This window comes from Breznakia blatticola (assembly GCF_004365815.1).
Taxonomy (GTDB): Bacteria; Bacillota_I; Bacilli_A; order Erysipelotrichales; family Erysipelotrichaceae; genus Breznakia; species Breznakia blatticola.
Map to the genome: position 1 here is coordinate 34,427 of NZ_SODD01000012.1, position 25,019 is coordinate 59,445.

21 protein-coding genes are annotated in these 25,019 nt (G+C 35.3%); 18 read left to right on the forward strand and 3 right to left on the reverse strand.

All coding sequences use genetic code 11. The features are described from left to right. Positions 1 to 62 precede the first annotated feature (62 nt). From EDD63_RS05030 to EDD63_RS05075, 10 genes are all read left to right on the forward strand, one after another. Positions 63 to 716 carry an MBL fold metallo-hydrolase gene (locus EDD63_RS05030; RefSeq protein ID WP_134169116.1) on the forward strand — a complete coding sequence of 218 codons (654 nt, stop codon included), beginning with the start codon at positions 63 to 65 and terminating at the stop codon, positions 714 to 716. Positions 717 to 781: 65 nt separating this feature from the next. Further along, a complete protein-coding gene (gene rapZ, locus EDD63_RS05035; protein ID WP_134169158.1) occupies positions 782 to 1,636 on the forward strand; it encodes an RNase adapter RapZ in 855 nt (284 codons plus the stop codon). Beyond that, positions 1,637 to 2,569, forward strand: a complete 933-nt coding sequence (locus EDD63_RS05040; RefSeq protein WP_134169118.1) for a gluconeogenesis factor YvcK family protein — start codon at positions 1,637 to 1,639, stop codon at positions 2,567 to 2,569. Positions 2,570 to 2,584: 15 nt separating this feature from the next. Continuing rightward, positions 2,585 to 3,520, forward strand: coding sequence for a DNA-binding protein WhiA (gene whiA / locus EDD63_RS05045; RefSeq protein WP_134169120.1), 936 nt, complete (start codon positions 2,585 to 2,587; stop codon positions 3,518 to 3,520). Positions 3,521 to 3,529: 9 nt separating this feature from the next. After that, positions 3,530 to 3,805 (forward strand): hypothetical protein, encoded by a 276-nt coding sequence (locus EDD63_RS05050; RefSeq protein WP_134169122.1) that lies wholly within the window; start codon positions 3,530 to 3,532, stop codon positions 3,803 to 3,805. After that, positions 3,805 to 4,719, forward strand: a complete 915-nt coding sequence (locus EDD63_RS05055; RefSeq protein ID WP_134169124.1) for a GNAT family N-acetyltransferase — start codon at positions 3,805 to 3,807, stop codon at positions 4,717 to 4,719. The genes EDD63_RS05050 and EDD63_RS05055 overlap by 1 nt, the downstream gene beginning before the upstream one ends. Before the next feature lie 114 nt (positions 4,720 to 4,833). Beyond that, a complete protein-coding gene (locus EDD63_RS05060; protein WP_134169126.1) occupies positions 4,834 to 6,252 on the forward strand; it encodes an MATE family efflux transporter in 1,419 nt (472 codons plus the stop codon). A 127-nt stretch (positions 6,253 to 6,379) separates the two neighbouring features. Continuing rightward, positions 6,380 to 7,696 carry a class II D-tagatose-bisphosphate aldolase, non-catalytic subunit gene (locus tag EDD63_RS05065; protein WP_134169128.1) on the forward strand — a complete coding sequence of 439 codons (1,317 nt, stop codon included), beginning with the start codon at positions 6,380 to 6,382 and terminating at the stop codon, positions 7,694 to 7,696. A gap of 161 nt (positions 7,697 to 7,857) precedes the next feature. After that, positions 7,858 to 9,021, forward strand: coding sequence for an N-acetylglucosamine-6-phosphate deacetylase (gene nagA, locus EDD63_RS05070; RefSeq protein WP_134169130.1), 1,164 nt, complete (start codon positions 7,858 to 7,860; stop codon positions 9,019 to 9,021). A 240-nt stretch (positions 9,022 to 9,261) separates the two neighbouring features. Then, positions 9,262 to 15,123, forward strand: a complete 5,862-nt coding sequence (locus EDD63_RS05075; protein ID WP_134169132.1) for a hypothetical protein — start codon at positions 9,262 to 9,264, stop codon at positions 15,121 to 15,123. A gap of 52 nt (positions 15,124 to 15,175) precedes the next feature. Here EDD63_RS05075 and EDD63_RS05080 read toward each other — a convergent pair whose 3' ends face one another. Then, positions 15,176 to 15,775: a hypothetical protein gene (locus EDD63_RS05080; RefSeq protein ID WP_134169134.1), complete on the reverse strand. Its 600-nt coding sequence runs from the start codon at positions 15,773 to 15,775 to the stop codon at positions 15,176 to 15,178. Positions 15,776 to 15,792: 17 nt separating this feature from the next. Next, positions 15,793 to 16,311, reverse strand: a complete 519-nt coding sequence (locus tag EDD63_RS05085; protein WP_134169136.1) for a hypothetical protein — start codon at positions 16,309 to 16,311, stop codon at positions 15,793 to 15,795. 152 nt (positions 16,312 to 16,463) lie between these two features. Here EDD63_RS05085 and EDD63_RS05090 point away from each other — a divergent pair, with 152 nt between their 5' ends. The 3 genes from EDD63_RS05090 (at position 16,464) to EDD63_RS05100 (ending at position 18,773) form a co-directional block, all read left to right on the forward strand. Then, complete coding sequence (locus EDD63_RS05090) at positions 16,464 to 17,639, forward strand: SIS domain-containing protein (RefSeq protein WP_134169138.1); 1,176 nt, start codon at positions 16,464 to 16,466, stop codon at positions 17,637 to 17,639. Between the two features lie 13 nt (positions 17,640 to 17,652). After that, complete coding sequence (agaF, locus tag EDD63_RS05095) at positions 17,653 to 18,084, forward strand: PTS galactosamine/N-acetylgalactosamine transporter subunit IIA (RefSeq protein ID WP_134169140.1); 432 nt, start codon at positions 17,653 to 17,655, stop codon at positions 18,082 to 18,084. Positions 18,085 to 18,170: 86 nt separating this feature from the next. Further along, positions 18,171 to 18,773: an alpha/beta hydrolase gene (locus EDD63_RS05100; protein ID WP_134169142.1), complete on the forward strand. Its 603-nt coding sequence runs from the start codon at positions 18,171 to 18,173 to the stop codon at positions 18,771 to 18,773. 25 nt (positions 18,774 to 18,798) lie between these two features. Here EDD63_RS05100 and EDD63_RS05105 read toward each other — a convergent pair whose 3' ends face one another. Further along, the gene (locus EDD63_RS05105; RefSeq protein WP_134169144.1) at positions 18,799 to 19,971 is read right to left on the reverse strand and encodes a helix-turn-helix transcriptional regulator; all 1,173 of its coding nucleotides are present in this window, start codon (positions 19,969 to 19,971) and stop codon (positions 18,799 to 18,801) included. Positions 19,972 to 20,249: 278 nt separating this feature from the next. Between EDD63_RS05105 and agaV (EDD63_RS05110) the strand changes: the two genes are divergently transcribed. The 5 genes from agaV (EDD63_RS05110) (at position 20,250) to gap (ending at position 24,734) form a co-directional block, all read left to right on the forward strand. After that, the gene (agaV, locus tag EDD63_RS05110) at positions 20,250 to 20,726 is read left to right on the forward strand and encodes a PTS N-acetylgalactosamine transporter subunit IIB (RefSeq protein ID WP_134169146.1); all 477 of its coding nucleotides are present in this window, start codon (positions 20,250 to 20,252) and stop codon (positions 20,724 to 20,726) included. Positions 20,727 to 20,753: 27 nt separating this feature from the next. Then, positions 20,754 to 21,578 carry a PTS mannose/fructose/sorbose/N-acetylgalactosamine transporter subunit IIC gene (locus EDD63_RS05115; protein ID WP_134169148.1) on the forward strand — a complete coding sequence of 275 codons (825 nt, stop codon included), beginning with the start codon at positions 20,754 to 20,756 and terminating at the stop codon, positions 21,576 to 21,578. Then, complete coding sequence (locus tag EDD63_RS05120) at positions 21,568 to 22,476, forward strand: PTS system mannose/fructose/sorbose family transporter subunit IID (RefSeq protein ID WP_134169150.1); 909 nt, start codon at positions 21,568 to 21,570, stop codon at positions 22,474 to 22,476. Before EDD63_RS05115 ends, EDD63_RS05120 begins: the two co-directional genes overlap by 11 nt. 209 nt (positions 22,477 to 22,685) lie before the next feature. After that, positions 22,686 to 23,162, forward strand: a complete 477-nt coding sequence (gene agaV, locus EDD63_RS05125) for a PTS N-acetylgalactosamine transporter subunit IIB (RefSeq protein ID WP_134169152.1) — start codon at positions 22,686 to 22,688, stop codon at positions 23,160 to 23,162. A gap of 555 nt (positions 23,163 to 23,717) precedes the next feature. Continuing rightward, positions 23,718 to 24,734, forward strand: a complete 1,017-nt coding sequence (gap, locus tag EDD63_RS05130; protein WP_134169154.1) for a type I glyceraldehyde-3-phosphate dehydrogenase — start codon at positions 23,718 to 23,720, stop codon at positions 24,732 to 24,734. The last annotated feature ends 285 nt before the right edge of the window (positions 24,735 to 25,019 follow it).

Below are 25,019 nucleotides of genomic sequence, written 5' to 3' on the forward strand. Positions count from 1 at the left end.
TGCCATATAAATGGTGAGTGTTTTTTTGATATACTACAAGAGAGAACAGTAGAGGGAAACTTATGAGAATACAAAAACTTACAGAACGTACTACGATATTTACAATCTTTGAAGCATGTGAAGGTTTTGATTTACATCTTCAATTGATTGAAGGGAAACATCGCAATTATTTAATTGATACAGGACTAGGAGATAAAAGCTTAGAGCCAATATTTGAACATCTAAAAGATAGTACAAAAGAACTTATTGTGATTAATACACATCATCATTATGATCACATATGGGGAAATCTTTGTTTTAAAAATCATACGATTATTGGACATCGCAGCATTCTTGAAGCGATTAAAGCAGACTGGCAAAGAGCCACAACACAGTTTATCGAGTGGAAACAAGGAAATATTGAAATGGTGCTACCAAATTTGGTATTTGATGAACGTATGATGTATGTTGATGATGGAATTGAAATTTTTTATGCACCAGGTCATGCTGGGTGTGATATTGCGATTTATGATGCAGTGGATCGCACGTTAAATGTTGGTGATAATATAGGTGATACGCCAGAAGAGTTAGTGCCAGGTCTTGTCTGTGATGAAGAAATCTATAAAGCATCACTAGCGCTTTATGAAACCTATGATGCAAAATATGTTATTTCTGGACATAATCACATTATGGATAAGAGTGTATTTCAAGAAATTCGTGATTGTTTATCTAAGTAGCTAGACGCGCTATTTGCGTATACTTATGCTATAATATTTGCAAGGTGGTGGGTGTTATGGAAGTAATGAAAAAGCAGAATATTATCTTAGTCACTGGGATGTCTGGTGCAGGAAAGACAAGTGCTATTGGTGTACTAGAAGATATGGGATATCACTGTATCGATATGTTTCCTGTGCAACTCTTAGATGAACTAGGAAAGATTATTAGTGATGAACATGATCCGCGATATCAAAATATTGCATTTGCGACAAGTGCACAAGATTATCAAAAGTTCCTTTCTTATTTTGAAGGTCGGGATAAAAATGTGCGAGTTGTTTATTTAGATGCAAGCAATGAAGAACTACTAAAACGCTATAAATTCACAAGACGTAACCATCCACTTATTGTCAGTGGAAAAGCAAATACATTAGAAGAAGCAATTGAAGCTGAGCGTGACTTGTTTAACGATATTAACTATCGTAAAGTCATTCATATCGATACGACAAAACTATCAATTAAAGCATTACGTGAAATGTTAGAATCACGTCTTGCCATTGATGCAAAAAATAGTTTTGTTATTTCGTTTGTTTCCTTTGGTTATAAAAATGGGGTTCCTTTAGATGCCGATTTAATGTTTGATGTCAGATTCTTACCAAATCCATATTGGATTGAAAGTATGCGAAATCAAACCGGTGATGACAAAGATGTCTATGACTTTGTCATGGAAAAAGAAGAAACAAAAGAGTATCTTACGCACTTATTACCGTTTTTGGATTACTCATTTGAGCAGTATAAAAACGAAGGGAAAAATCACTTAACAGTAACCATAGGTTGTACCGGTGGACAACACCGTAGTGTAACACTTGTAAATTACTTATTTGATCATTATCGCAATCGCTATAAATGTCACAAGGGACATCGAGATAAAAAGGTGGACTAAATGAAAAATGTTGTTGTAATTGGTGGAGGGACAGGACAGTCTGTTATCTTACGTGGAATCAAAGATATTGAAAATATAAAATTGACAACGATTGTGACAGTAGCTGATGATGGAGGAAGTACTGGACGTTTACGTGATGCCTATCAAATACCAGCGATGGGAGATATTCGCAACGTTATGATTGCCTTGGCAGAAAGTGAAACACTTCTATCTTCATTGATGGATTTTCGCTTTGACGGGAAAGGGGATCTTTCTGGGCATAACTTAGGTAACTTACTTCTTACGGCTTTAACGCAAATTAGTGGGAACTTTTTAGAAGCGATTCAAACGTTCTCACGCGTCTTACGGGTGAAAGGGGAGATTGTCCCATCAACAACCCAAATCGTGACGCTGATGGCCATTATGGAAGATGGAACAAAGGTTGCAGGAGAAAGCAACATACCAAAGTTTCATAACCGTATTGATAAAGTATATTATGATGAAAAGGTGTATGCCACAAAGCGTGCCGTATCAGCCATAACCAATGCAGATTACATTATTTTTGGAATTGGAAGTTTGTATACGAGCATTTTACCAAACATCATTATTCCAGAAATTATCTCCGCTTTAAAATCGAGTAAAGCAAAAACGATTTACTTTTGTAATGCGATGAGTCAGCCTGGAGAAACCGATCATTTTACGATGGAAGACCATGTTGAAGCATTAGAAAAGCATACATATAAGGGAATCATTGATACGGTGGTTACCCATAATAATATCTTGCATGAGGAAACCTTAGATCGTTATCGCAAACAAGATAGTTACCCAATATGGCAAGCAGAAAATGAACACCCATACGAAGTTGTAAAATACAACTTGTTGAAATTTGACGACGGTTTGATTCGTCATGATAGTATGAAAATCAAACGTGCGTTTGAAGAAATGTTGAAATAGTTAGGAGTGAATGAAGTGTCCTTCACAAGTGATGTAAAAAAAGAAATATGTCTTTATGACTGGAATGACGAATGTAAAAAAGCACTATTAAGTGCATTTTTGCAGTTAAGTGCTTCACTTCATTTTACTAGTGAGGGTACGGCAATTAGTGCACAAACAGAAAATGTCTCTACTGCCAAATACATTTACCAAATCATCAAAGAATTGTATCAAGTTGAAACGCAGTTATCGATTATTAAAAAGATGAAACTGAAGAAAAACAATATCTATGTGATTCGTATTAAAACCAAAGCATTAGAGATTTTAAAAGATTTGGATATTATGAATGATGAAGGATTAAATGAAACACCAAGTAAGAAAATCGTGAAAAATGAGGATTGTGTACGTGCATATTTAGCGGGAGCTTTTTTATCCAATGGAAGTGTGAACTCGCCAGTTAAAAGTAACTATCATCTAGAGATATCTACGACACATACTGCACTAGCAAAATATCTTGCAAAACAAATGAATCGATTTCATTTATCTGCGAAAGTCACAAAACGTAGAAATCATGAAATGGTGTACATTAAAGCAAGTGATAAAATTAGTGATTTTCTAAAGATTGTAGGTGCAAGTAATTCTTTGTTTGCATTTGAAGATACACGAATTCAAAGAGATTTTATGAATTCATTAACAAGACTTGATAATTGCGAGCTTGCCAATGAAGTAAAAACAATAAAGGCAGCTCAAAAACAATTAGAAGATATTGATTGGATTGATAATTATGGTGGACTGGAAAATCTACCTGAAGGATTGCAACGTGTTGCCTATACACGCAAAGAACATCCAGAAGCAAATTTAAATGAATTATGTCAGTTCTATGAAGAACAGTATAATGAAAGTATTTCAAAATCGGGAATTCGTCACCGCTTAAATAAGATTCGTGACATTGCCCAGGATTATAAACGATAGGAGTTACTTATGGAAAGTTTGAAAAAGATATTAGCTGCCATTTTAACAGTTTTAATTATTATTTGGTTAATTCCAGTTATTGCATGGTTAGTTGTACTTCTACTAATCGTGGGGATTTGTTTATATGCGTATTACCGATATAAACTTCGTAAAATGATGAATGATGAAGAATATCCGTATTATCGTTCACGTGATGATTACGAACAAGAAAGAGATCAAGCAAATGGATCACGTATTGATCCAGATGTCATTGATGTTGAGTATACAGAGAGGGAAGAAGAATAATGGTTGAGATTGCAACAGAGAAAGAAAAAGAAGAGTTATTGCTGCTTAATGTGCAAAATCATCCAGCAAAAGATCAAGTGTTCTTTGAACAGTATTTTCAAGATCAATTCAGTAGAAATAAAACCTACTTTTTAGAAAATGATACACGAATTTATGCAACGATGTCTTTTCAAGAACATCCACTACGCTTTCAAGATAAAGTTCTTTTATGTAGTTATGTTTTTGGTGTTGCAACCCATGTCGATTATCGTAATCAAGGAGCGATGAGTGAATTGATGCACTATGTGCTTGATGAGTGCTCACAAAATTACTTGCTGACATTTATTGAAGCATACAATCCAAAGATCTATGAGAAATATGGCTTTCGTACCGTTTCGTATCGTAAGAAACTGCATTTAAGTCAAAAAGATATTCGCATTAAAGATCTTAAAGGAATTTCTACACATGTTGATATTGATGTCATGGTGTATTTATATCAAGAGTTTGCCAAACGCTTTGATTGTTACTACATCCGTGATCGTGAATACTATTTACGATATGTTGAAGCCATTGAGAAAAATGGTGGAGCCATTTGTATGTGTTATGATGAAGAAAATCAACCATTAGGGTATGCAGTATCGTATGAAAAAGGAGATGTGATTGAAGTAGATGAAGTCATCTATTTAGACTCACATACACTGAGTAAACTGCTTCGTTATTCTTTGCAAGATAAAGAGAATATTATCGTTGAAGTATCAAGTAACGAAAGAATTGAAAAGATTTATAAAAACATCGTTCCGCGAACAACTTCATGCGTAATGGCACGAATTAATAATGTTCCGTTGTATGAAAAACTATACGATGTAAAAATACGAAGTGTCGATGAAGCCTTCTATAAATTAAAAAAACCAGTTTTATTAGATGAAAAGTGTTAAAAAATGCTTACACATGAAAAAAATATGTGGTAGTATAACCTTCGTCGAGTAGCAAAAGCGTAAGTCCAGATGTGGATTTACGTTTTTTTTACGGATAGAGGGAGAGAATTTTTTATGAATACAAATGATTATATGACAACTGAAAAAACAAGCGTATTAATGCGCAAATATACGATTCCGTGTATTATTTCTTTACTAGTGGGGGCACTTTACAATATTGTGGACCAAATTTTTATCGCTAATGCGGATTACTTAGGTTCCTTTGGAAATGCTGCCAATACCGTGGTATATCCATTAACGGTAATCGCACTAGCCATTGCCGTTATGATTGGAGATGGAGCTTGTGCGTTTATTAGTATCCGTTTAGGGAAGAAAGAGCATAAACCAGCTAGTGTTAGTGTAGGGAATGCAATTGTGTTATCACTTATTACAAGTGTTGCACTAATGGCAGTGTACTTGGTTTTCCAACAAGATATCGTACGTATGTTTGGTGGAGCGATTAACGAGCAAACTTTCGAATTATCAAATGAATACTTCTTTTTCATCACAATTGGTTTACCGTTCTACATGTTAGGACAAACGTTAAATCCAATTATTCGTGCAGATGGAAATCCAAAATATGCTATGTTTGCAACACTATCTGGAGCTTTATGTAATGTGATTTTAGATCCAATTTTTATCTTTGTGTTCCGTTGGGGAATGATGGGTGCAGCACTTGCGACAGTTATTGGACAAATTCTTAGTTTTGCATTATCGGTGATTTACTTATTTAAACTACAACGTTTGGAACTAAGAAAGTCATATTTCATCTTAAAGTTACAATATGTAAAATCAATTTTAGAACTTGGATTTTGTAGTTTCATCTCACAATTATCAATCGTGGTATCTATTGCAGCAATCAATAATATGATTCAAACCTATGGAGCTTTAGATACGATATTCTCACAAGAAATGTATGCACATATTCCTATGGCAATTGTTGGGATTGTAATGAAGTTCTTTGGCATTGTCGTATCGATTGTGATTGGTTTAGCAGCCGGAAGTATTCCACTTGTTGGTTACAACTTAGGAGCTAACCGGAAAGATCGAGTAAAAGAAATGTTTGTAAGTTTGATGAAAATTGAAGCAATTGTTGGAGCGATTGGTTTATTAGTTGTTGAACTATTCCCAAACACACTACTTAATATCTTTGGTGCACAAAGTGAAAGTGTCTACTATACAGCTTTTGGTGTCAAAACGTTCCGTATTTATTTGAGTATGTTGATTTTTGCATCCGTGAATAAAGGTATGTTTATTTTCTTACAATCGCTAGGTAAATCATTAATGTCTACAGTTTTATCACTAATTCGTGAAATTGTATTAGGAGTTGGACTTGTCATGATCCTGCCACGATTCTTTGGTTTAGATGGAATTTTATACTCTATGCCAATTGCAGATGTAATAACATTTATTCTAGTTGCCTTTATGATTGCTCATACATACCAAAGTCTAAGTGAGAAAAGCAGTTTACAAGTAGAAGCAGCTACATCGTAAGATTTGTCCATTTTTAAAGCTTTGTTTGTCTTTTTTAGCACATTTTTTATGTTAACTAACAAAGTCTGTGTACAATACATGCATATTCTTCTAAGAGTGATATAATGCAGTTGATGGAGGAATCGTTATGAATCAAAACCCTTTAAAACAAATTGTTAAACTACAGAAAGAAGGAAACGCTGTAGGAATTTACTCATGTTGTAGTGCAAATAAATATGTCGTCGAAGCGGTCTTAAAACGCGGAAAAGAAGATGACTCTTGTGTGCTTATTGAAAGTACGGCAAACCAAGTTGACCAATTTGGTGGATATACTGGAATGAACCCACAAGCATTTATGGACTACGTCTGTGACATTGCCAGAAAATATGACTTCAATATGAAGAAATTGTTCATGGGAGGTGACCATTTAGGGCCACTAACATGGGCACACTTACCAGAAAAAGAAGCCATGAAAAATGCCGAAGATCTTGTTCGTGCATATGTATTAGCAGGATTCACAAAAATCCACATTGATACATCTATGAAAGTTGCTGATGATGATCCAAATACACGATTAAGCGATGAGAAAATTGCAGAACGTGGGGTACGACTAGCAAAAGTAGCAGAAGCTGCTTATGCAGAATATGTAAAAAGTCACCCAGATGCATTTCAACCAGTTTACATCGTTGGTAGTGAAGTGCCAATCCCTGGTGGAGTACAAGGTGATGGAGAAGGAATGCAAGTCACAAGTGTTGCTGATTTTAAAGCAACGGAAGCATTATTTGAGGATGCATTTAAAAATGCAGGCTTAGAAAAAGCTTGGGACAATGTAATTGGATTTGTTGTACAACCTGGTATTGAAGAAAAAGATGCAGGATGTACAGAATATGATCGTGCCAAAGCTGCAGACTTAATGGCATCAATTAAAGAATATCCAACCTTAGTATTTGAAGGACACTCAAGTGACTATCAAACAAAATACAAACTTCGTGAATTAATCGAAGATGGAGTTGGAATACTAAAAGTTGGACCTGGATTAACATTCATGGCTAGAGAAGCACTATTTGCTTTAGCATATGCGGAAAAAGAAATCTATGCAGATCGTACAGAAATGCAAAGTCACTTTATTGAAGTATTAGATAAAGTTATGTTAGAAGATCCAAGTCGTTGGCAAAAATACTACACAGGGAATGAAAATGAAATTCGTATCAAACGTAAGTTCTCATTCTCAGACCGTTCACGTTACTACATGCAAAATCCAGAAGTTGTCGGTGCAATTGATTTACTTATGAAAAACTTAAAGGATGGAGTTCCTTTAAACTTATTAAGTCAATTTATGCCAATTCAATATACAAAGGTACGTGAAGGATTCCTTACAAATGATCCTGAAGAACTTGTAAGAGATCGTGTAATTAACTGTATTGACGAATATTTATTCGCAACACACCAAAAAGAAATATTCTAATGGTATGAGTTTCTCTTTTTGAGGAACTCATTTTCTAAAGTAGATGAAATATAGACAAGAAAACAAAAAAGATAAACATATTCTCAAAAAAGATAAGCATTTATCGTTCGTTTTCGTCTAGAAAGATGTATAATGCAAGTACAAAGATGGAGGAATGCCTAATGATAATTCAAAGTAAAAAGGTTTGGATTGCAGGACAATTTATCCCTGCACAAATCGATGTAGAGAAAGACAAAATTGTTGGTATCTACGACTATGGTGAAAAAACTGTTGATAAAGACTATGGTGAAAACCGTATTGTCCCAGGATTTATCGATATTCACTGTCATGGTGCTTACTCATTTGATACAAATGACGCGCAACCAGAAGGTTTATTAAACTGGGTAAAACACATTCCAGGTGAAGGTGTTACTGCTTTATATCCAACAACGATTACACAAAGTAAAGAAGTTCTTAGTGAAGCATGTGAAAACGTTGCAAATGTATTGGAAAAAGGCGATTATGAAGGTGCAGAAATTATGGGGATCCACTTTGAAGGTCCATTCCTAGATATGCAATATAAAGGTGCACAACCACCTGAACATATTCGTAAACCAAATGTAGACGAATTTAAAGAATTCCAAAAAGCTGCAAGAGGTCATATTAAAATTATGACAATGGCAACAGAACACGATGATGACTTCAAACTTACAGAGTATGCAAGTCAAAATGGTGTAATGGTAAGTATGGGTCACTCTGGTGCAACATACGAACAAGCAGTTATGGGTGTTGCTCATGGGGCAAAATCAATGACACACGTATTTAATGGAATGTCTCCATTCCACCACCGTAATCCAGGATTGGTTGGTGCAGCTATGCGTATGCGTGATGTATATGGTGAATGTATTTGTGATGGGAACCACAGTAACCTAAATGCGGTAAATGATTTATTTATGGCAAAAGGACGTGACCACATGATTATGATCACGGATGCATTAATGGCAAAAGGATGTCCAATTGGATCACACCACATGTTTGGTGGCCATGAAATTGAAATCTACCCTGATGGAAGTGCACACTTAATTGAAGGTGTAAAAAGTTTGGCTGGTTCAACATTACATGTAAACCACGGACTTAAACTACTTGTTGAAGAAGCACTTATTCCATTTGATTATGCACTAAACTCTTGTACATTAAACCCAGCACGTGCACTAGGTATTGATGACCGTAAAGGTAAAATTTGTACGGGACATGATGCGGACTTAGTTGTACTAGATCCTAATTACGATGTTGTGGATACATACTGTCGTGGTAAACTTCATGTGAAAGATGGAGATGCAAAATAAAAATCTGTAATTGACTCATCTACTGATTCGTAAGAATCAGAGGTGGGTCTTTTTCTTTGTAAACTATTATATTATTATTAAATGATGATAACTAAATTATTTAGTAGAAATAGTTGATAATTATAATTACATCATATATAATGTCGCTTGTGCAATTTGTATAATACAAATTGTCACGTACAAGATAAAGGGATCTAGATGTATATGTGTGTGCAATATACAGAAAGAGGAGTAAATGAAATGCAGAAAAAGAAAAACCTAAAGATGAGGTTCTTTAGTTATGCATTGATGGTCACCATTATTGGATCCCTAAGTATCAATGCATTCTTTTCGTATGATTTGCAAAACCATCAAATTCTCATGAAACAAGAAGAACAAGATGAAAAGCTAGATCATGAAGAAAAGCAAATTGAAGAACAAACAAATGATTCAATTGAGAACGTTAAAGTTGGAACGGATAATCTGATCCAACCACGAGCAGTGACTTCTGTAGTCATCGATGTTGATGAACAACCAGAAGGTGCTGATTATCTAATAAATGAAACGGCACAACCATTACGTGCATCAGGAAGCATTGAAGGAAAGCCTACAGCAACTAAGAATATTTCATATTCTTGGCAAGTAAATGATAGTCTAGACAATACCGGATGGTCGTATATTGATGGTGCGAAAGGAAAAACGTTTACACCACCTACTAATGTTGTGGGAACAAAATACTATCGTCTCTTTATGGCATACTCTAGTCCGATTGAAGGAATGTTTGCTGGGGTGTCTAGGGCGGTACCGATTGTTGTACATGACAAGGCAAAACAACCATCTATTACAACACAACCGGTAGGAGCAACATATCGACAAGGCGACACTGTAACACCTTTAAAAGTGACAGCTAGAAAATCAGATGAAGGAACGCTAACGTATCAGTGGTATTCAACTTCAGTAAAAGGAAATGTTGGTGGAGTATTGATTCAAGGAGCAACAAAATCAACCTATACACCACCTTTAGATAATATAGAAACAAGATACTATTATGTTGTTGTGACTAATACTGGATATAAAAATACAAAGGCCAAAAGTACAAGTAATCCAGCGGCAATTGAAGTGAAAAAAGCGATTGTGCCTCCAAAGATTACAGAACAGCCAAGAGATTGGATTCTACCACAATCACCGACCACAAAAATTCGATTAAATGTAAAAGTGGAAGCACCAGAAGGTGCAAAACTAACGTATCAGTGGTATAAAAATGCGGATAAACCAGAGTATGGAGGAACCTTAGCAAGTGTAGTTTCTAGCAATTCACTAAGTGTTTCTACAGATAAACTTGGGAAAGCGTACTATTATGTAGAAGTTACAAGTAATGATGGAGGCGATATATCTATCGTTAGAAGTAATATTGTTTATGTGGATATACGAGATATCGAAGAACTAACAATTGCTACACATCCAGACTCGGCAGAGTACCAACAAAACGAAGATGCAAATGCACTTAAAGTTACAACAAACAAAATAGAATATGGAACAGTTACATATCAATGGTATAAAAATACAACAGACGCTACAGGAGGTTCTACGCAAATTCCAGGAGCCACAAAATCAACATATACGCCACCGACTTCAGAATTAGGAAGAACTTTCTATTTTGTTCGTGTTCGAAACACGTGGGGTTCGAATGTTAAAGAAAAATGGAGTAGGATCGCAAATGTAAACGTATTGCCAAATGCTCAAGAACCAATTATTTCAAAACAACCAATAACCATTGAATGGATAGAAGATGGAACGCCAGCAGAGTTTTCTGTAGAGGCGACATCACCTGATAAAGGGACTTTAAGTTATCAATGGTATCTATATGATAGTAAAACTGGTGGTACTGGAAGATTAATTAATGGAGCTACCAAATCAACATTTACACCAAAAGATGTAACAGTTGGCTCGAAATACTATGGAGTTACAGTTACAAATACGTTGAATAACTCAAGTAAGTCAGTTGAAAGTGAACGTGCTGTAGCACGCATTGTTAGTCGAGCAGAGATTCCTACAATTACAGAGCAACCAGCAGATGTAATTTATGGACAAGGGGCAAAAGCAGAACCATTAAAAGTTGTTGCTGAAGTAAGTGATGGTGGAACCCTGAAATATCAATGGTTTTCACGAAGTGGGGCATATAATACAATAAAGAATCCAATTTCAGGGCAAACGATGGACCAGTTTATTCCAGATACGAGTACGATTGGATATAAGTACTATCATGTAGATGTTTACAATTACTCTGGACAATCTTATAAAACAAGTAGAAGTAGAGTTGTTAAAGTACAAGTAGTTCCTGCAGCAAATGCACCAACCATTAATGAACAACCAAATGATGCAACCTATGGAAAACATGCAGAAGCAGATAAGTTATCAGTAACTGCGACTTCGGATACAGGAGTATTAAGTTATCAATGGTATGAAAATAGTACAAAGTCAAATACCGGTGGAAATGAAATTTTCGGTGCGACAAATAAAGACTATAGACCAAGTACTGGAAGTCTAGGGAAAAAGTATTACTATGTAAAAGTAACAAATACAGTACATGGAACTTCGAAATCAACAGTAAGTAATGCTGCAGAAATTGAGATAGTAAGTGCAGCAGAAACTCCAAAGATTACAAAACATCCAGATTCAGCAATTTACGGAAAAGGTGCTAAAGCAGACTTTCTTTCAGTAGAAGCGAGTGTAAATGATACTGGAACCTTAAGTTGTCAATGGTATCAATCTACATCAGAAAATGGTAATAATGCATTAGAAATAAATGATGCGACAGCCTCTACATATAAGCCAAGAACATTCACAACAGGTAAACTCTACTACTTTGTTGAAGTTACAAACACAAAGCATAAAACTACACGTGTATCGAGAAGTAAAATTGCAAGTATTGAAGTTGTTGAGGCAGCTAAAAAACCAATCATTGAAAACCAACCTGAAGGTGATATTTATGAAATCAATGAGCAAGCAAATACTCTACATGTGGATGCTAGAAAAGATGGTGATGGAACACTTAGTTACCAATGGTATGAATTTGAAACATTCAACAGTGATACAAAACATCCAATTGAAGGGGAAACAACGGATAGTTATACACCAAGTACAACTACATTAGGTGAGAAAGCCTACTGTGTCGTTATTACAAATACACTTCATGGTACCACTGCATCTGTTGAAAGTGAACGAGTTGAAATCAAAGTATTTGAACCAACTGGAATTCCTACAATTACTGAGAATCCAAAATCAGCAATTTATGGACAAAAGGCAAAAGCAAAAACACTGCGTGTAAGTGCAATTGCGAAAGCAGGTGGAACGCTTAGTTATCAATGGTATCAAAACGATCAACCAACAATAGATGGAGCAACTGCAATTGATCAAGAAACAAGTACAACGTATACACCAAGTACCGAAACACTTGGACATACATACTATTTTGCAATTGTGACAAACACGGAAAATGATATTTCTAAAGAAGCAACGAGTGAGATTGCTGATATCGAAGTTATTGCACCAGCAACAAAACCAACAATCAACGTCAAACCTCAAAATGCAATTTATGGTAAAGGGGCAACTGCAAAGCCATTAGAAGTTGATGCAAGTGCAAGCGACGGTGGAATCCTAACTTACAAATGGTTTAAAATCAGTAGTAAAAAAACAGGTGTAGGAAAATCCATAGATGATGCGACTAATAGCGTGTATACGCCAAGTACGGATGTTGTTGAAACTGCATATTACTATGTAGAGGTAACCAATACACTACATGGTACTAGTGCAGTAAGTGAAAGTGATAGGATACGAATAGATATCGTAAATGCAGCAGCAAAACCTGATATCACTGGACAACCAAAAGATAGTATTTATGGAAAAGGTGCCGCAGCTAACAAACTTGTTGTGGAAGCAAGTTCGAGCGATACTGGGACACTAAGCTATCAATGGTATCAAAGTGCAAACAAAGATGGTTCAAATGCCAAAGCAATTAAGGATGCAACAAATGATACCTACGCACCAAGCACAAACACACTTGGGAAAAACTATTACTATGTCGAAGTAACCAATACATTGTATGGAACTACTGCTAAAAATCAAAGTAATATCGCAGAAATTGAGGTAATCGCAGCAGCGGATACCTTGACGATTACAAAATCACCAGATGATAATACGTATGGACAAGGTGCAAAAGCTGATCCGTTGAGTGTTGATGTAGATAAAAATGATAACGGAACGCTAAGCTATCAATGGTTTGCTAGTGATGACCGCTATAAAACAAATGTAGAACTAGTCCAAGGAGCAACAAAGCCAACTTATACACCAAGTACAGATGAAGTTGGATTGACATACTACTATGTCGAAGTGACGAATACGTTATATGGAACAACTTCGTCAGTAACTAGTGATGTTGCTAAAATTGAAGTTGTACCAGCTGCACAGGCAGTAAGTATCGAAAAAGATCCTGAATCTGCAATCTATGGACAAGGGGCACATGCTACAGATCTTGTAGTGGAAGTACGTCCAAACGATACAGGAAGTATCACATATCAATGGTTTAAAAGTAATAAAAAAGATCTATCAGATGCAACATCTATTGAAGATGCAACGACAGATAGTTACATGCCAAGTACAAAAGATATTGGCACTTCCTACTACTATGTAGAAATCACCAATACACTATATGGAACAACAGCAAAAGTAGTAAGTGAAACTGCTAAAATTGAAGTTGTTGAAAAAGCAGTAAAGCCAACAATCGATACACAACCAGAAAGTGCATACTATTTAACGGGAAGCGATGCAACTGCTTTAGAAGTAGAAGGAAGCGCAAGCAATGGGGTATTGAGTTATCAGTGGTATGAAAGTGAAAATGATGAAGTCGCATATGGGCAAGCGATACAAGATGCAACAGAAGTAACATATACACCAGATACAAGTGTAGAAGATACACGTTATTACTATGTGGTTGTTACAAATACTGAACATGGAACAACTGCTAGTCAAACAAGTGATATCGCAACGATAACTGTTGTAGATGAACCGGAAACACCAACGATTAATGAGCAACTACAAGATGCTACATACATCATAAACGATGAACCAGAAATGCTATTTGTAGATGCTGAAGTATCTGATGATGGAGTATTAAGTTATCAATGGTATGTATCGAAAACAAAAGAATTAGAAGATGCAACATTGATTGAAAATGAAACGGAAGAAGCATATCTTCCAAGTACTGATGAAAAGGGTATTTTCTACTATTGGGTACAAATTACAAATACTCGCAAAGGGGAGACAAGACATATTACAAGTGAGGCTGCAATGGTACAAGTTATTCAACCAGCGGCAACACCAATCATTCACAAACATCCTGAACATGGTACATATATACAAGATGAAACACCACTTGCTTTACATGTACAAGCAACGGTGGAAGATGATGGACAGTTGACATATCAGTGGTATGAGCAAACAAGTGAAGAACATGAAGATATCTTGATTGATGATGCTACAGCACATACCTTCACACCTGATACAACAGCCATTGGTTCTACATCATACTATGTAGTTATAACCAATACACTTGATGATCAAACTAGCCAAGTGACAAGTGAAGTTGCTACTATACAAGTAAAGAAACAACCAGAACCAACAATTGATCCAGAAGAAGGAGAACTTCCTCCTATTGATGAAATAGATTTGACAGATTCTTTGGATAATGAAAATACTGTGAACAAAACGGATGGTTTAGAACCATCAACTCCTGCAAATGATGGTACAGATGCAAATGTATCTGCAACACAAGATACACATATAAACATTGCAAATAACCAACATGCAGACAAAAAGGGTGTAACTAATACCAACGATGAAGTTAAAAACACAAAAAACGATCAACATCACAAACAAAAAAGTGCGAATACAAATAAAGATATATTGACTACATCTGACAATCATAACGGATGGAGTTTGACATCCTATATCTTAATGGCGGCAGGTTTCCTATCATTATTTGGACTGTTCTTCTTACTTATTTTCCTGTGGAAGCGTAAAAAAGATGACGAAGAAGACAGCGAACAAACAGCCAATGAACGTTAGATAAGGGTATATAAAAAGCTTGACTCGAAGAAGAGCCAAGCTTTTTTCTAACTTATTTATTTGCGTTTTTTTCCATTAAATTTTTAGAGATATCCGCATATTTTTTTGCATTTGCTTTATCGCCTTTGTTTTCGTATTGCACAGATAATAAGTATGCAGTTACACCTTTTGCGGTACTATCCTGCATTTCAAATTGTTCCAACATTTCATCAATGTAGTTTGATTTCTTCATCATGAAGATATCATAAATACGTTGTGCTTCCGCTTCCATTGCCGGATGATCCAGTGTTTTTACTAAATCTAAAGCTTCTTTTGCTTTCCCTGGTTTTTCAACTCCTACATAGTAGTTGAAAGCCTTCATATATACGTCTTCTTTTTGTTTCTTCGACATTTTGTAGCTAAGAAGTTTTTGCAATCCTGCTTCAATTTTCTTTTCATCACCTTGTAGTACGTATGCATTTAAACGTAAGTAATCACGGTTAAATTGAGGGTATAGGTATTTCATCAATGGTGTATCAATTTTTGCTTCAAAGGTTTTAAAGTCACCTGTTTGAAGGTAGGTTAATAATTTTTTAAATTGCGTTCTTTTTAATACTTGAATAACAATTGTAGATAGTGCAACTACAACAAATGCGATAATAACATAATTCATGTGTTTTCTCCTTTATCCTATTCTTTAGTCAATGCAATTACATAACGTATTGCCATATAGCCACTTAATAAGGCAACTGCAAATGATGCAAGTGCAATGAGTAAATTAGTTTCGATGTAATTTTCAATGATTACATTTGCTACAAGTAGTACAGATAGTGCTACATATAGACAAATACGTAAAATTAAACCACCTTTTTCTATTTTTTTAGCTTCATTTGTAGATGCACGTGCTGCACTTGGATTGAAACTTTTAATTTGCGTAAATCTTGCAAGTAATTTACGGTAATGCCACTCCATGTAAACAAAACTTAAAGCAGCAATTAATAGTGACATCCAGTGATTCAAATTGAATAGTAATTCACAGAAGATAAATGCAACAAGTGCAATTGCATATCGATAACTCAATACTTGATATCGTTGCGTTGCATCACTTGGAATTACGTATCCTGTTTGTTTACGTTTGTTGTAGTAGATTGCACGATTGTGCTTATCATAATATATGTTTTTCCCGTTTAAAACGATTTCTTTTGCCATAATATATTTCACCTCTAGATTTTATTATATAGCCTTCATTATGGAATATCCATAATAAATTAGCGAATCATTTGCACAAATTAACAAATCAAGGCGTATTTATTGAATTCTAGAGGAAGAGGGTTATAATTCAATTGAGCGGAGGTATTAAAATGATTTATAACGTATCAATAGATGAATTAAAAAAAGAAAATGCGTTTTGGACAGCAAGTGAAATTCACCAACAACCTAAAACGTGGAAAAAAACGTTAGCGCAAGTAGAAAGTGAAAAAGATGCGATCCAAGCATTTATCAATAAGGTAATCACACAAGATGACTTTGATGTTATCTTAACTGGTGCTGGAACAAGTGAGTTTGTTGGGAATGCAGTATTCTCATACTTAAACACAAAATTAAACAATAAGGCACGTTCTTATGCAACAACTGATATTGTTGCTTGCCCAGAGAACTACTTATCACGTACGAAACCAACTTTACTTATTTCGTATGGACGTTCAGGAAACTCTCCTGAATCTGTTGCAGCAGTTGAAGTTGCAAACGTGGTTTGTGAAAACATTTACCACTTATTTATTACATGTAACCACGAAGGTGCATTATCAGAATTTGCCAAAGGTAAAGACAACTGTTATGCAATTAACTTAACACCTGAAACACATGACCAAAGTTTTGCGATGACTTCAAGTTTCTCAAATATGTATTTGGCAACTGTTTTAAGTTTTAATTTAGATAACCTAGATGAAATGAAAAACCGTGTGGATGCAATTGCTGCAGGTGTAGATGAATTAGTAAACGAACAATACACATTCCCTGAAATGTTAGTCAGTGGATTTGATTTCAAACGTATTGTATATTTAGGAAGTAATACAAATAAAGGTGTTGCCCAAGAATCAGCATTAAAAATGCTAGAATTAACAGCTGGTGAAGTTGTGACTATGTATGATACACCACTTGGTTTCCGTCATGGACCAAAATCGATTATTGACCCAGAAACACTTACAGTTGTATACTTAAGTGACGATGCTTATACACGTCAATATGAGATTGATATTCTTAAAGAAATGAGTCCACAACGTAAAGGTAATAAAATTCTTGCGATTTCATCAAGTGAAGATGAACAAGCAGAAGAACTTGTAGATTACTTCTACAGTTTTGACAACAAAGAGAAAATGGAAAATGTTTTCTTAGGACTTGAATACATCGTTATGGCTCAATTAATTGCGTACTACAAGAGTCTTTCACTAGAAAAAACACCAGACAATCCATGTCCAACAGGTGAAGTGAATCGTGTAGTAAAAGGGGTAACAATCTACCCGTACATAAAGAAATAAAAGGAGAAAGATTATGATCGGATTAGTAGTAACAGGACACGGAAATTTCGGTTCAGGGCTTACAAGCTCAGTAAACTTAATCGCTGGAGAACCAGCAAACTATGAATATGTGGATTTCACTGTAGAAAAAACACCAGAAATCTTAGAAGATGAATTACGCGAAGCATTCGACCGTTTAAAAGAATGTGAAGGAATCATCGTATTAAGTGACCTTCCAGGTGGTTCACCATTTAAAGTGGCTGCTACACTTGCGCAAGGATACAAAGATGTATACGTGTTAGGTGGAACAAACTTACCTATGATTGCAGAGCTTACAATGGCAAGAACAATGATTGAAGATGTTCATGCATTAGTTGATATGGCAATTAACACTGGTAAAGATCAAATTGTGAAATTTGAAATTAAAAAACCAGCGGCTCAAACAGAACCAACTGACGGAATTTAATTGATATAAGACGGACTTTGATGGTCCGTTTTTATTTGTTTAAACTAAAATGCATGATAGACTTTTTGTGTAAGGGAGTAAATATTATGAAAAAAGCATTATTATATATTCATGGAAAAGGTGGTTCACATGAAGAGGTATCACTATATAATAATTTGTGTAAAGAGTATGCATTAATTGGTGTTGATTATGAAGTGGATGTGCCTTGGATTGTCGAAAAAAAGATACAAAAAAGCTATGATGAAATACATAAAGATTATGATAGTATTTCTATTCTAGCAAACAGTATTGGTGCTTATTTTGCGATGCATTCTTTGCAAGATAGAGAAATTAATATGGCATATTTTATTTCACCAATCGTGGATATGGAACAATTAATCATGGATATGATGACTTGGGCGAATGTCAGTGAAAAACAATTAGAGAAACAAAAAGAAACTGAGACAAGTTTTGATGAAACCTTGTCTTGGGAATATCTTTGCTATGTTAGAAAACATCCCATAATATGGAATGTAGAAACAGAAATTCTCTATGCAACAAACGATCATCTTACAAAAAAGGAAACGATTGATACCTTTGTGTGCAAGCATAATGCAAATGTATATGTTGCAAAAGATCAAGAACACTGGTTTCATACAAAAGAGCAAATGGCCATTGTATATGAGTGGCTAACAAGAGTAATAAAGTAAAAAAAATAGCATGGTTGCTATTTTTTTAGTTATATATGGTTTTAGCATAATCACTTGGTGTGATGCCAAATTGTTGTTTGAACTTTCTTGAGAAGTAATGAATCGATGCAAAACCAAGAATGTTTGAAATTTCTGAAATCGTGTATTTTGATTCTTTAATCAATTGTTTAGATCGGTTCAGTTTCAAATCAGAAATGTACTGTTTTGGAGCCATATTTAAATTGGTTTTAAATAATTGTTGTAAGCTGCTACGTGAAATATTAAATTCATTACATAGATTCTCAATGGTGATCACCGAGTAGATGTTGTCGTTGATATGAATGAGAATTTCATTTAGTAATTCATTCTCGAACTTCTGTTGCATTGGACTTGTTTTGACTGGTAAGTCATCAATGTAATCAAAATACATCAAACGAATTAGAATTTGTTCAAGATATGAGACAAGTAATTCTCTTTGATAGGGTTCATCGCCTTCACTAGTTTTAACAAAAAGGTTAATCGTGTCAAGAATTTCACGGTTAGCTTTAAAGACGCGTTGGTTAAGACTGTCTACATGTTCATTATCACACTTCATATCAAACATAACTGTTAAGTAGGAGCACGTTTGGTCAGCTCTTGTATATTGGTTATGGAATTGATTTGGCATATAGAACATCAAATCGTATTGTCCAAGTTCAAAGTCTTGATCTTCTACTCGTGTTTGCAGTTCTCCATTATCAATGAAGGTGAGTTCCCAGTGGTTTGTAGACTCTCCTGCAAATGAATAACTCGTATTACGTACTTGATAGTAACAAGCAAGTACTTCTTCAACAAAGATCCGTGGTCGTATCGGCATATATTCGATTGGTGCATCGAGCTTCATTCGATTTCTTGTATAATTACCAGTTGTTGAAATTTCAAGTTTGGCAGAACTGGTGATGCTAATAAAGTTAAAACGCACACCTGGTTCCAAGCGAACGACACGGTGAATAACGAATTTTTCGATTTCGCTATCATCACGACTTTGTACCAAAAGTAGAACAATTCCTTCATTTACTCGCAAGTATGTATCACTTTCACTGTAATAAAGAAAGTCGACACTTTTGTTTGAGATTTTCTTTATTTTTTTCCCTGGAGAGAGAATGGAACTACCTTGTGAGAAGTCCTGGAAAATCTCTCCATATTTTTGAAAGATATAACTTGTTGTTTTTTTAAACATAGAGCATAGTCCTCCCTTGTCTTTTTAGTGTATCATACAAATTTGGGAAGGTAAAAATGAATTGGTAAAAAATTACAAGAAAATACTATCACATAAACATTTTGCTTTGAAAACGCTTATATTGTTGTAAAAACAACAAAATATTATGTGATTCACACAATTTTAACGAAAAGTGCAAACTCATTAATAATAAGTGCAAATACTTTTACCCTTTGTGTATTAAAATGAAGATGTAGTGAAGCCTGTCTCGATTTGCACTACAGAAGGAGAGAGAGTATATGCCAAATATTGTATTAACACGAATCGACAACCGTCTGATTCATGGTCAAGTTGCTACGCAATGGGCCGGAGTTGTAGGAGCTAACTTATTGTTAGTTGCAAATGATGAGGTAGCTGGAGATGAGTTCCGTCAAGGACTTATGGATATGGCTGCACCAGCATATGCACAAACACGTTACTTCACAATTCAAAAAACGATCGATGTAATCGGAAAAGCAAGCGATGCACAAAAAATCGCAATCATTTGTGAAACACCTCAAGATGTATTAAAACTTGTTGAAGGTGGTGTTCCAATTAAAAAAGTTAATATTGGAAATATGCACATGGCTGATGGAAAACGTCAAGTTGCTACTACAGTAGCTGTTGATGATGCTGACGTTGCTGCTTTTAGAAAGATGCAAGATCTTGGAGTCGAATTAGAAATTCGTCGTGTGCCAGACATTGCTGCAGAAGACACAAACAAATTATTTAAGTAAGAATTATTATTAAAAAAGGAGAAACTAATGAACGTAAATATTATACAAGCTTTATTGGTTTTCGTTGTTACATTCATAATGGCGATCGACCAATTCAGTTTCTTAGAATCACTTTACCAACCAGTAGTTCTTTGTCCTATTATTGGAGCAATTTTAGGAAACTTTGAACTAGGAGTTGTAGTAGGTGGGGCTTACCAATTAATGCAAATTGGTAGTATGCCTGTAGGTGGAGCACAACCACCAAACGCAATTATCGGTGGAATCATGGCGACTGTATTCGCGATTTCACTAGGACTTGAGCCAAGTGCTGAAGGAGTTGGAGCTGCTCTTGGATTAGCAGTACCATTCGCAGTATTCGGACAATACGCTGTAACAGTTACATTTACTTTAATGTCAGGTATGATGGCTAAAGCTGACGAAGCTGCTGCTAAAGCTGACACTAAAGGAATTGCACACATTAACTACCTTTCAATGGCTATTCTTGGAACATTATTCGGAGTAATCGCTGTTGCTGGTTTATACTCAGGACAAGCATTAGGAGAAGCACTTCGTGAATTCTCACTTAACTTCTCATGGGTAATGGCTGGATTAGACGCTGCCGGAGGAATGATGAAATTCGTTGGATTCGCAGTTCTTATGAAAGTTATGATGTCTAATGACATGTGGGGATACTTCCTTGCAGGATTCGCAGTTACTGTAATCATGAGTGCTGTACCTTCAATTTCAGGATCTGCATTGTTATTAGTATCATTCATTGGATTGGCAATTGCACTTGCTGACTACCAATTGAACTCAAAAATTAAAGCTTCAGCAGGATCTGCTGGGAATGGAGGAATGAGCGATGGCATCTAATGTTACTCAAACACACTATAATGATTTAACTCCAGCTAACAAAGTTAGTAAAAAAGCATTAAACAAAATGATCTGGAGATCATTATTCTTACAAGCATCTTTCAACTACGAAAGAATGCAAGCAGGTGGATGGCTATACGGAATGATTCCTGGACTTGTAGAAGTTCACACGAACAAAGACGACTTAGCTTTATCTATGCAACACAACTTAGACTTCATTAACACTCACCCATTCTTAGTAACATTCGTTATGGGAATCGTGCTTTCAATGGAGCAACAAAAAACTGATATTCAAACAATTCGTTCAGTACGTATTGCTGCAGCTGGACCACTAGGTGGTATCGGGGATGCATTATTCTGGTATACTCTAGTTCCTATTACTGCAGGTATTTGTGGTAACTTAGCTCTTGATGGATCTATCTTAGGGGCAGTATTATTCTTATTAATCTTTAACGCAGTGCAATTTGCAATTCGTATTTGGTTAATGAACTGGTCTTACAACTTAGGAACAAAAGCTGTTTCTACAATTACTAGTAATGCAAAAGAATTCACTCGTGCTGCTTCAATTTTAGGGATCTTCGTAGTAGGTTCATTAATTGCTGCATACGGTGGAACAGAAGTACGTATCATTATTTCTGACCCAGCAATCAACGTACAATCTTTATTAAATGGTATCTTACCAAAAATCTTACCATTAGCTATTACAATCGGTCTTTACTTCTTAATTAAAAAAGGTTGGACTCCAACAAAATGTATCATGCTTCTTATCGTAGTAGGTATTGTTGGAACAATGTTTGGAGTACTTGCTGGTAACTCACAAGCTCAAGACGAAAACGGTAACCCTCTTCCAGGTGGATATACACCACTTGTTGAATGGTACGAATACCCAACTGAGTAATTAAAGGCTTTGAACTGTATAACTCTCTCTGGAATATAAACGTATGATATTCATACATAAACTGCCTCGCGTATAATGCTTGGCAGTTTTTTAAAAATATTGTCGCAAATTTGTGTAAAAAAAGTGCAAATTTCAATAACTAGAGTATACTAAAAAGGTAGGGTAGTAGATATAATATAGGATAGAGAACTACCAAGGAGGAAATATAAATGCCAAATATAGTATTAACAAGAATCGACAACCGTTTGATTCACGGTCAAGTAGCAACACAATGGGCCGGAGTAGTAGGAGCTAACTTATTACTTGTTGCAAATGATGAAGTAGCTGGAGATGAATTCCGTCAAGGATTGATGAACATGGCAGCACCTGCTTATGCACAAACTCGTTACTTTACAATTCAAAAAACGATCGATATTATCGACCGTGCAAGTGATGCACAAAAAATCGCTATCATTTGTGAAACACCTCAAGATGTATTACGTCTAGTGGAAGGTGGAGTTCCAATTAAAAAAGTAAACATTGGAAACATGCACATGGCTGATGGAAAACGTCAAGTTGCGACTACAGTAGCTGTTGATGATGCAGATGTTGCAGCATTCAAAAAACTACAAGATCTTGGAGTAGAATTAGAAATTCGTCGTGTTCCAGATATTGCAGCAGAAGACACAAACAAATTATTTAAATAATCGTAACTATAAAACTAGCAAGTGTGCCATAATGCATTTGCTAGTTTTTACTTGTATTATAGTGTGTATGATGTCGATTATTTGGTCATTTATTGATACCATTATGTCTTGCATATATGAATTAAGTGTAAGATATATCTTGCGTAATTAAACCGCGTAGTAGCAATAGGTATGTTTGTTATAACAGTTCTCTCGTTAGCATGTACAATTGTTTTACTAGTATACATAATAAAGGAATGATTTGATTCATTTTTTTGTTGCTTTGATAGATACATCATCAATTTTTTTCATATGTACAAATTCTATATCTAGATCTCCTAATGATTTAGATAAACTGAACGAGAATAAAAAATAAATGGGTATGGATTGATTCACCATTGAAGCTATATTTGTCTATGATAAATATAGGATGTGTTGTTTTAGAAACCTTTATTCCATGCATGATTACGTAAAAGTTAATATTTTCACAAAAGTTTGATTTTTCGGGTGATGTTAATTGACATTAACATTTGATAATCATATAATGAGTAGGTAAAACGAAGGAGGACTTTTAACATGGCAGTAAAAGTTGCAATTAATGGTTTTGGACGTATTGGACGTCTAGCATTCAGACAAATGTTTGGTGCAGAAGGATATGAAGTCGTAGCAATTAACGATTTAACAGATCCTAAAATGTTAGCGCATTTATTAAAATATGACTCAGCTCAAGGAACTTACGCATTAGCTAGCAAAGTAGAAGCTGGTGAAGGTTCAATCACAGTTGACGGAAAAGAAATTAAAATTTACGCAGAAGCTGACGCTTCAAAATTACCTTGGGGTGATTTAGATGTAGACGTAGTATTAGAATGTACTGGATTCTACACTTCAAAAGCTAAAGCAGAAGCTCACATTACTGCAGGAGCTAAAAAAGTTGTTATTTCAGCACCAGCTGGAAACGACTTACCAACAGTAGTATTCGGAGTTAACGAAGGTGTATTAAAAGCAGACGACACAATTATCTCAGCTGCTTCATGTACAACTAACTGTCTTGCTCCAATGGCAGACACATTAAACAAACTTGCTCCAATTAAAGCTGGAATTATGTCAACAATTCACGCTTACACTGGAGACCAAATGTTATTAGATGGACCTCACCGTAAAGGTGACTTACGTCGTGCTCGTGCAGCAGCAGTAAACATTGTTCCTAACTCAACAGGAGCTGCAAAAGCAATCGGATTAGTAATTCCTGAATTAAACGGAAAATTAATCGGTTCTGCACAACGTGTTCCAGTTCCAACTGGATCAAGTACAATCTTAGTATCAGTAGTTGATGGAGACGTTACAGTTGATTCAATCAACGCAGCTATGAAAGCAGCAGCTAACGATTCATTCGGATACACTGAAGACCAACTTGTATCTTCAGACATCGTAGGATCTACTTTCGGATCAATCTTCGATGCTACACAAACAATGGTTATCCCAATGGATAACGGAACTACACAAGTTCAAACAGTTGCTTGGTATGACAATGAAAACTCTTACACTAGCCAAATGGTAAGAACAATTAAATACTTCGCTGAATTAAGCAAATAATTTTAGAAAGCTCACTTAGGTGGGCTTTTTTTTATTAATGATCGAACTATTCTAAAAGAGTTTAATAATAAGTATGATCTACTTAATTTTTCATGACTTTTCAAGTATAAATATTCTATGTGTTTCAATTGATTTACAATGCCTAAAAAAATAAAATAGAACTTACCCAACTTTTTTGAAGGTACGTTCTCCTCGTATAATATGTAGTGTAATCAGTTGGCTTTTCCAACTTGATTGTATTGTTCTTCTAATCTAAGATAAGAAGTGTTCTGGAAATAAGGTTGC

Bases quoted from the DNA above. Each gene is read 5' to 3' on its own strand.
- EDD63_RS05030 (WP_134169116.1), top strand. From the start codon at position 63: ATGAGAATACAAAAACTTACAGAACGTACTACGATATTTACAATCTTT.
- rapZ (WP_134169158.1), top strand. From the start codon at position 782: ATGAAAAAGCAGAATATTATCTTAGTCACTGGGATGTCTGGTGCAGGA.
- EDD63_RS05040 (WP_134169118.1), top strand. From the start codon at position 1,637: ATGAAAAATGTTGTTGTAATTGGTGGAGGGACAGGACAGTCTGTTATC.
- EDD63_RS05050 (WP_134169122.1), top strand. From the start codon at position 3,530: ATGGAAAGTTTGAAAAAGATATTAGCTGCCATTTTAACAGTTTTAATT.
- EDD63_RS05055 (WP_134169124.1), top strand. From the start codon at position 3,805: ATGGTTGAGATTGCAACAGAGAAAGAAAAAGAAGAGTTATTGCTGCTT.
- EDD63_RS05060 (WP_134169126.1), top strand. From the start codon at position 4,834: ATGAATACAAATGATTATATGACAACTGAAAAAACAAGCGTATTAATG.
- EDD63_RS05065 (WP_134169128.1), top strand. From the start codon at position 6,380: ATGAATCAAAACCCTTTAAAACAAATTGTTAAACTACAGAAAGAAGGA.
- nagA (WP_134169130.1), top strand. From the start codon at position 7,858: ATGATAATTCAAAGTAAAAAGGTTTGGATTGCAGGACAATTTATCCCT.
- EDD63_RS05075 (WP_134169132.1), top strand. From the start codon at position 9,262: ATGCAGAAAAAGAAAAACCTAAAGATGAGGTTCTTTAGTTATGCATTG.
- EDD63_RS05080 (WP_134169134.1), bottom strand. From the start codon at position 15,775: ATGAATTATGTTATTATCGCATTTGTTGTAGTTGCACTATCTACAATT.
- EDD63_RS05085 (WP_134169136.1), bottom strand. From the start codon at position 16,311: ATGGCAAAAGAAATCGTTTTAAACGGGAAAAACATATATTATGATAAG.
- EDD63_RS05090 (WP_134169138.1), top strand. From the start codon at position 16,464: ATGATTTATAACGTATCAATAGATGAATTAAAAAAAGAAAATGCGTTT.
- agaF (WP_134169140.1), top strand. From the start codon at position 17,653: ATGATCGGATTAGTAGTAACAGGACACGGAAATTTCGGTTCAGGGCTT.
- EDD63_RS05100 (WP_134169142.1), top strand. From the start codon at position 18,171: ATGAAAAAAGCATTATTATATATTCATGGAAAAGGTGGTTCACATGAA.
- EDD63_RS05105 (WP_134169144.1), bottom strand. From the start codon at position 19,971: ATGTTTAAAAAAACAACAAGTTATATCTTTCAAAAATATGGAGAGATT.
- agaV (WP_134169146.1), top strand. From the start codon at position 20,250: ATGCCAAATATTGTATTAACACGAATCGACAACCGTCTGATTCATGGT.
- EDD63_RS05115 (WP_134169148.1), top strand. From the start codon at position 20,754: ATGAACGTAAATATTATACAAGCTTTATTGGTTTTCGTTGTTACATTC.
- EDD63_RS05120 (WP_134169150.1), top strand. From the start codon at position 21,568: ATGGCATCTAATGTTACTCAAACACACTATAATGATTTAACTCCAGCT.
- agaV (WP_134169152.1), top strand. From the start codon at position 22,686: ATGCCAAATATAGTATTAACAAGAATCGACAACCGTTTGATTCACGGT.
- gap (WP_134169154.1), top strand. From the start codon at position 23,718: ATGGCAGTAAAAGTTGCAATTAATGGTTTTGGACGTATTGGACGTCTA.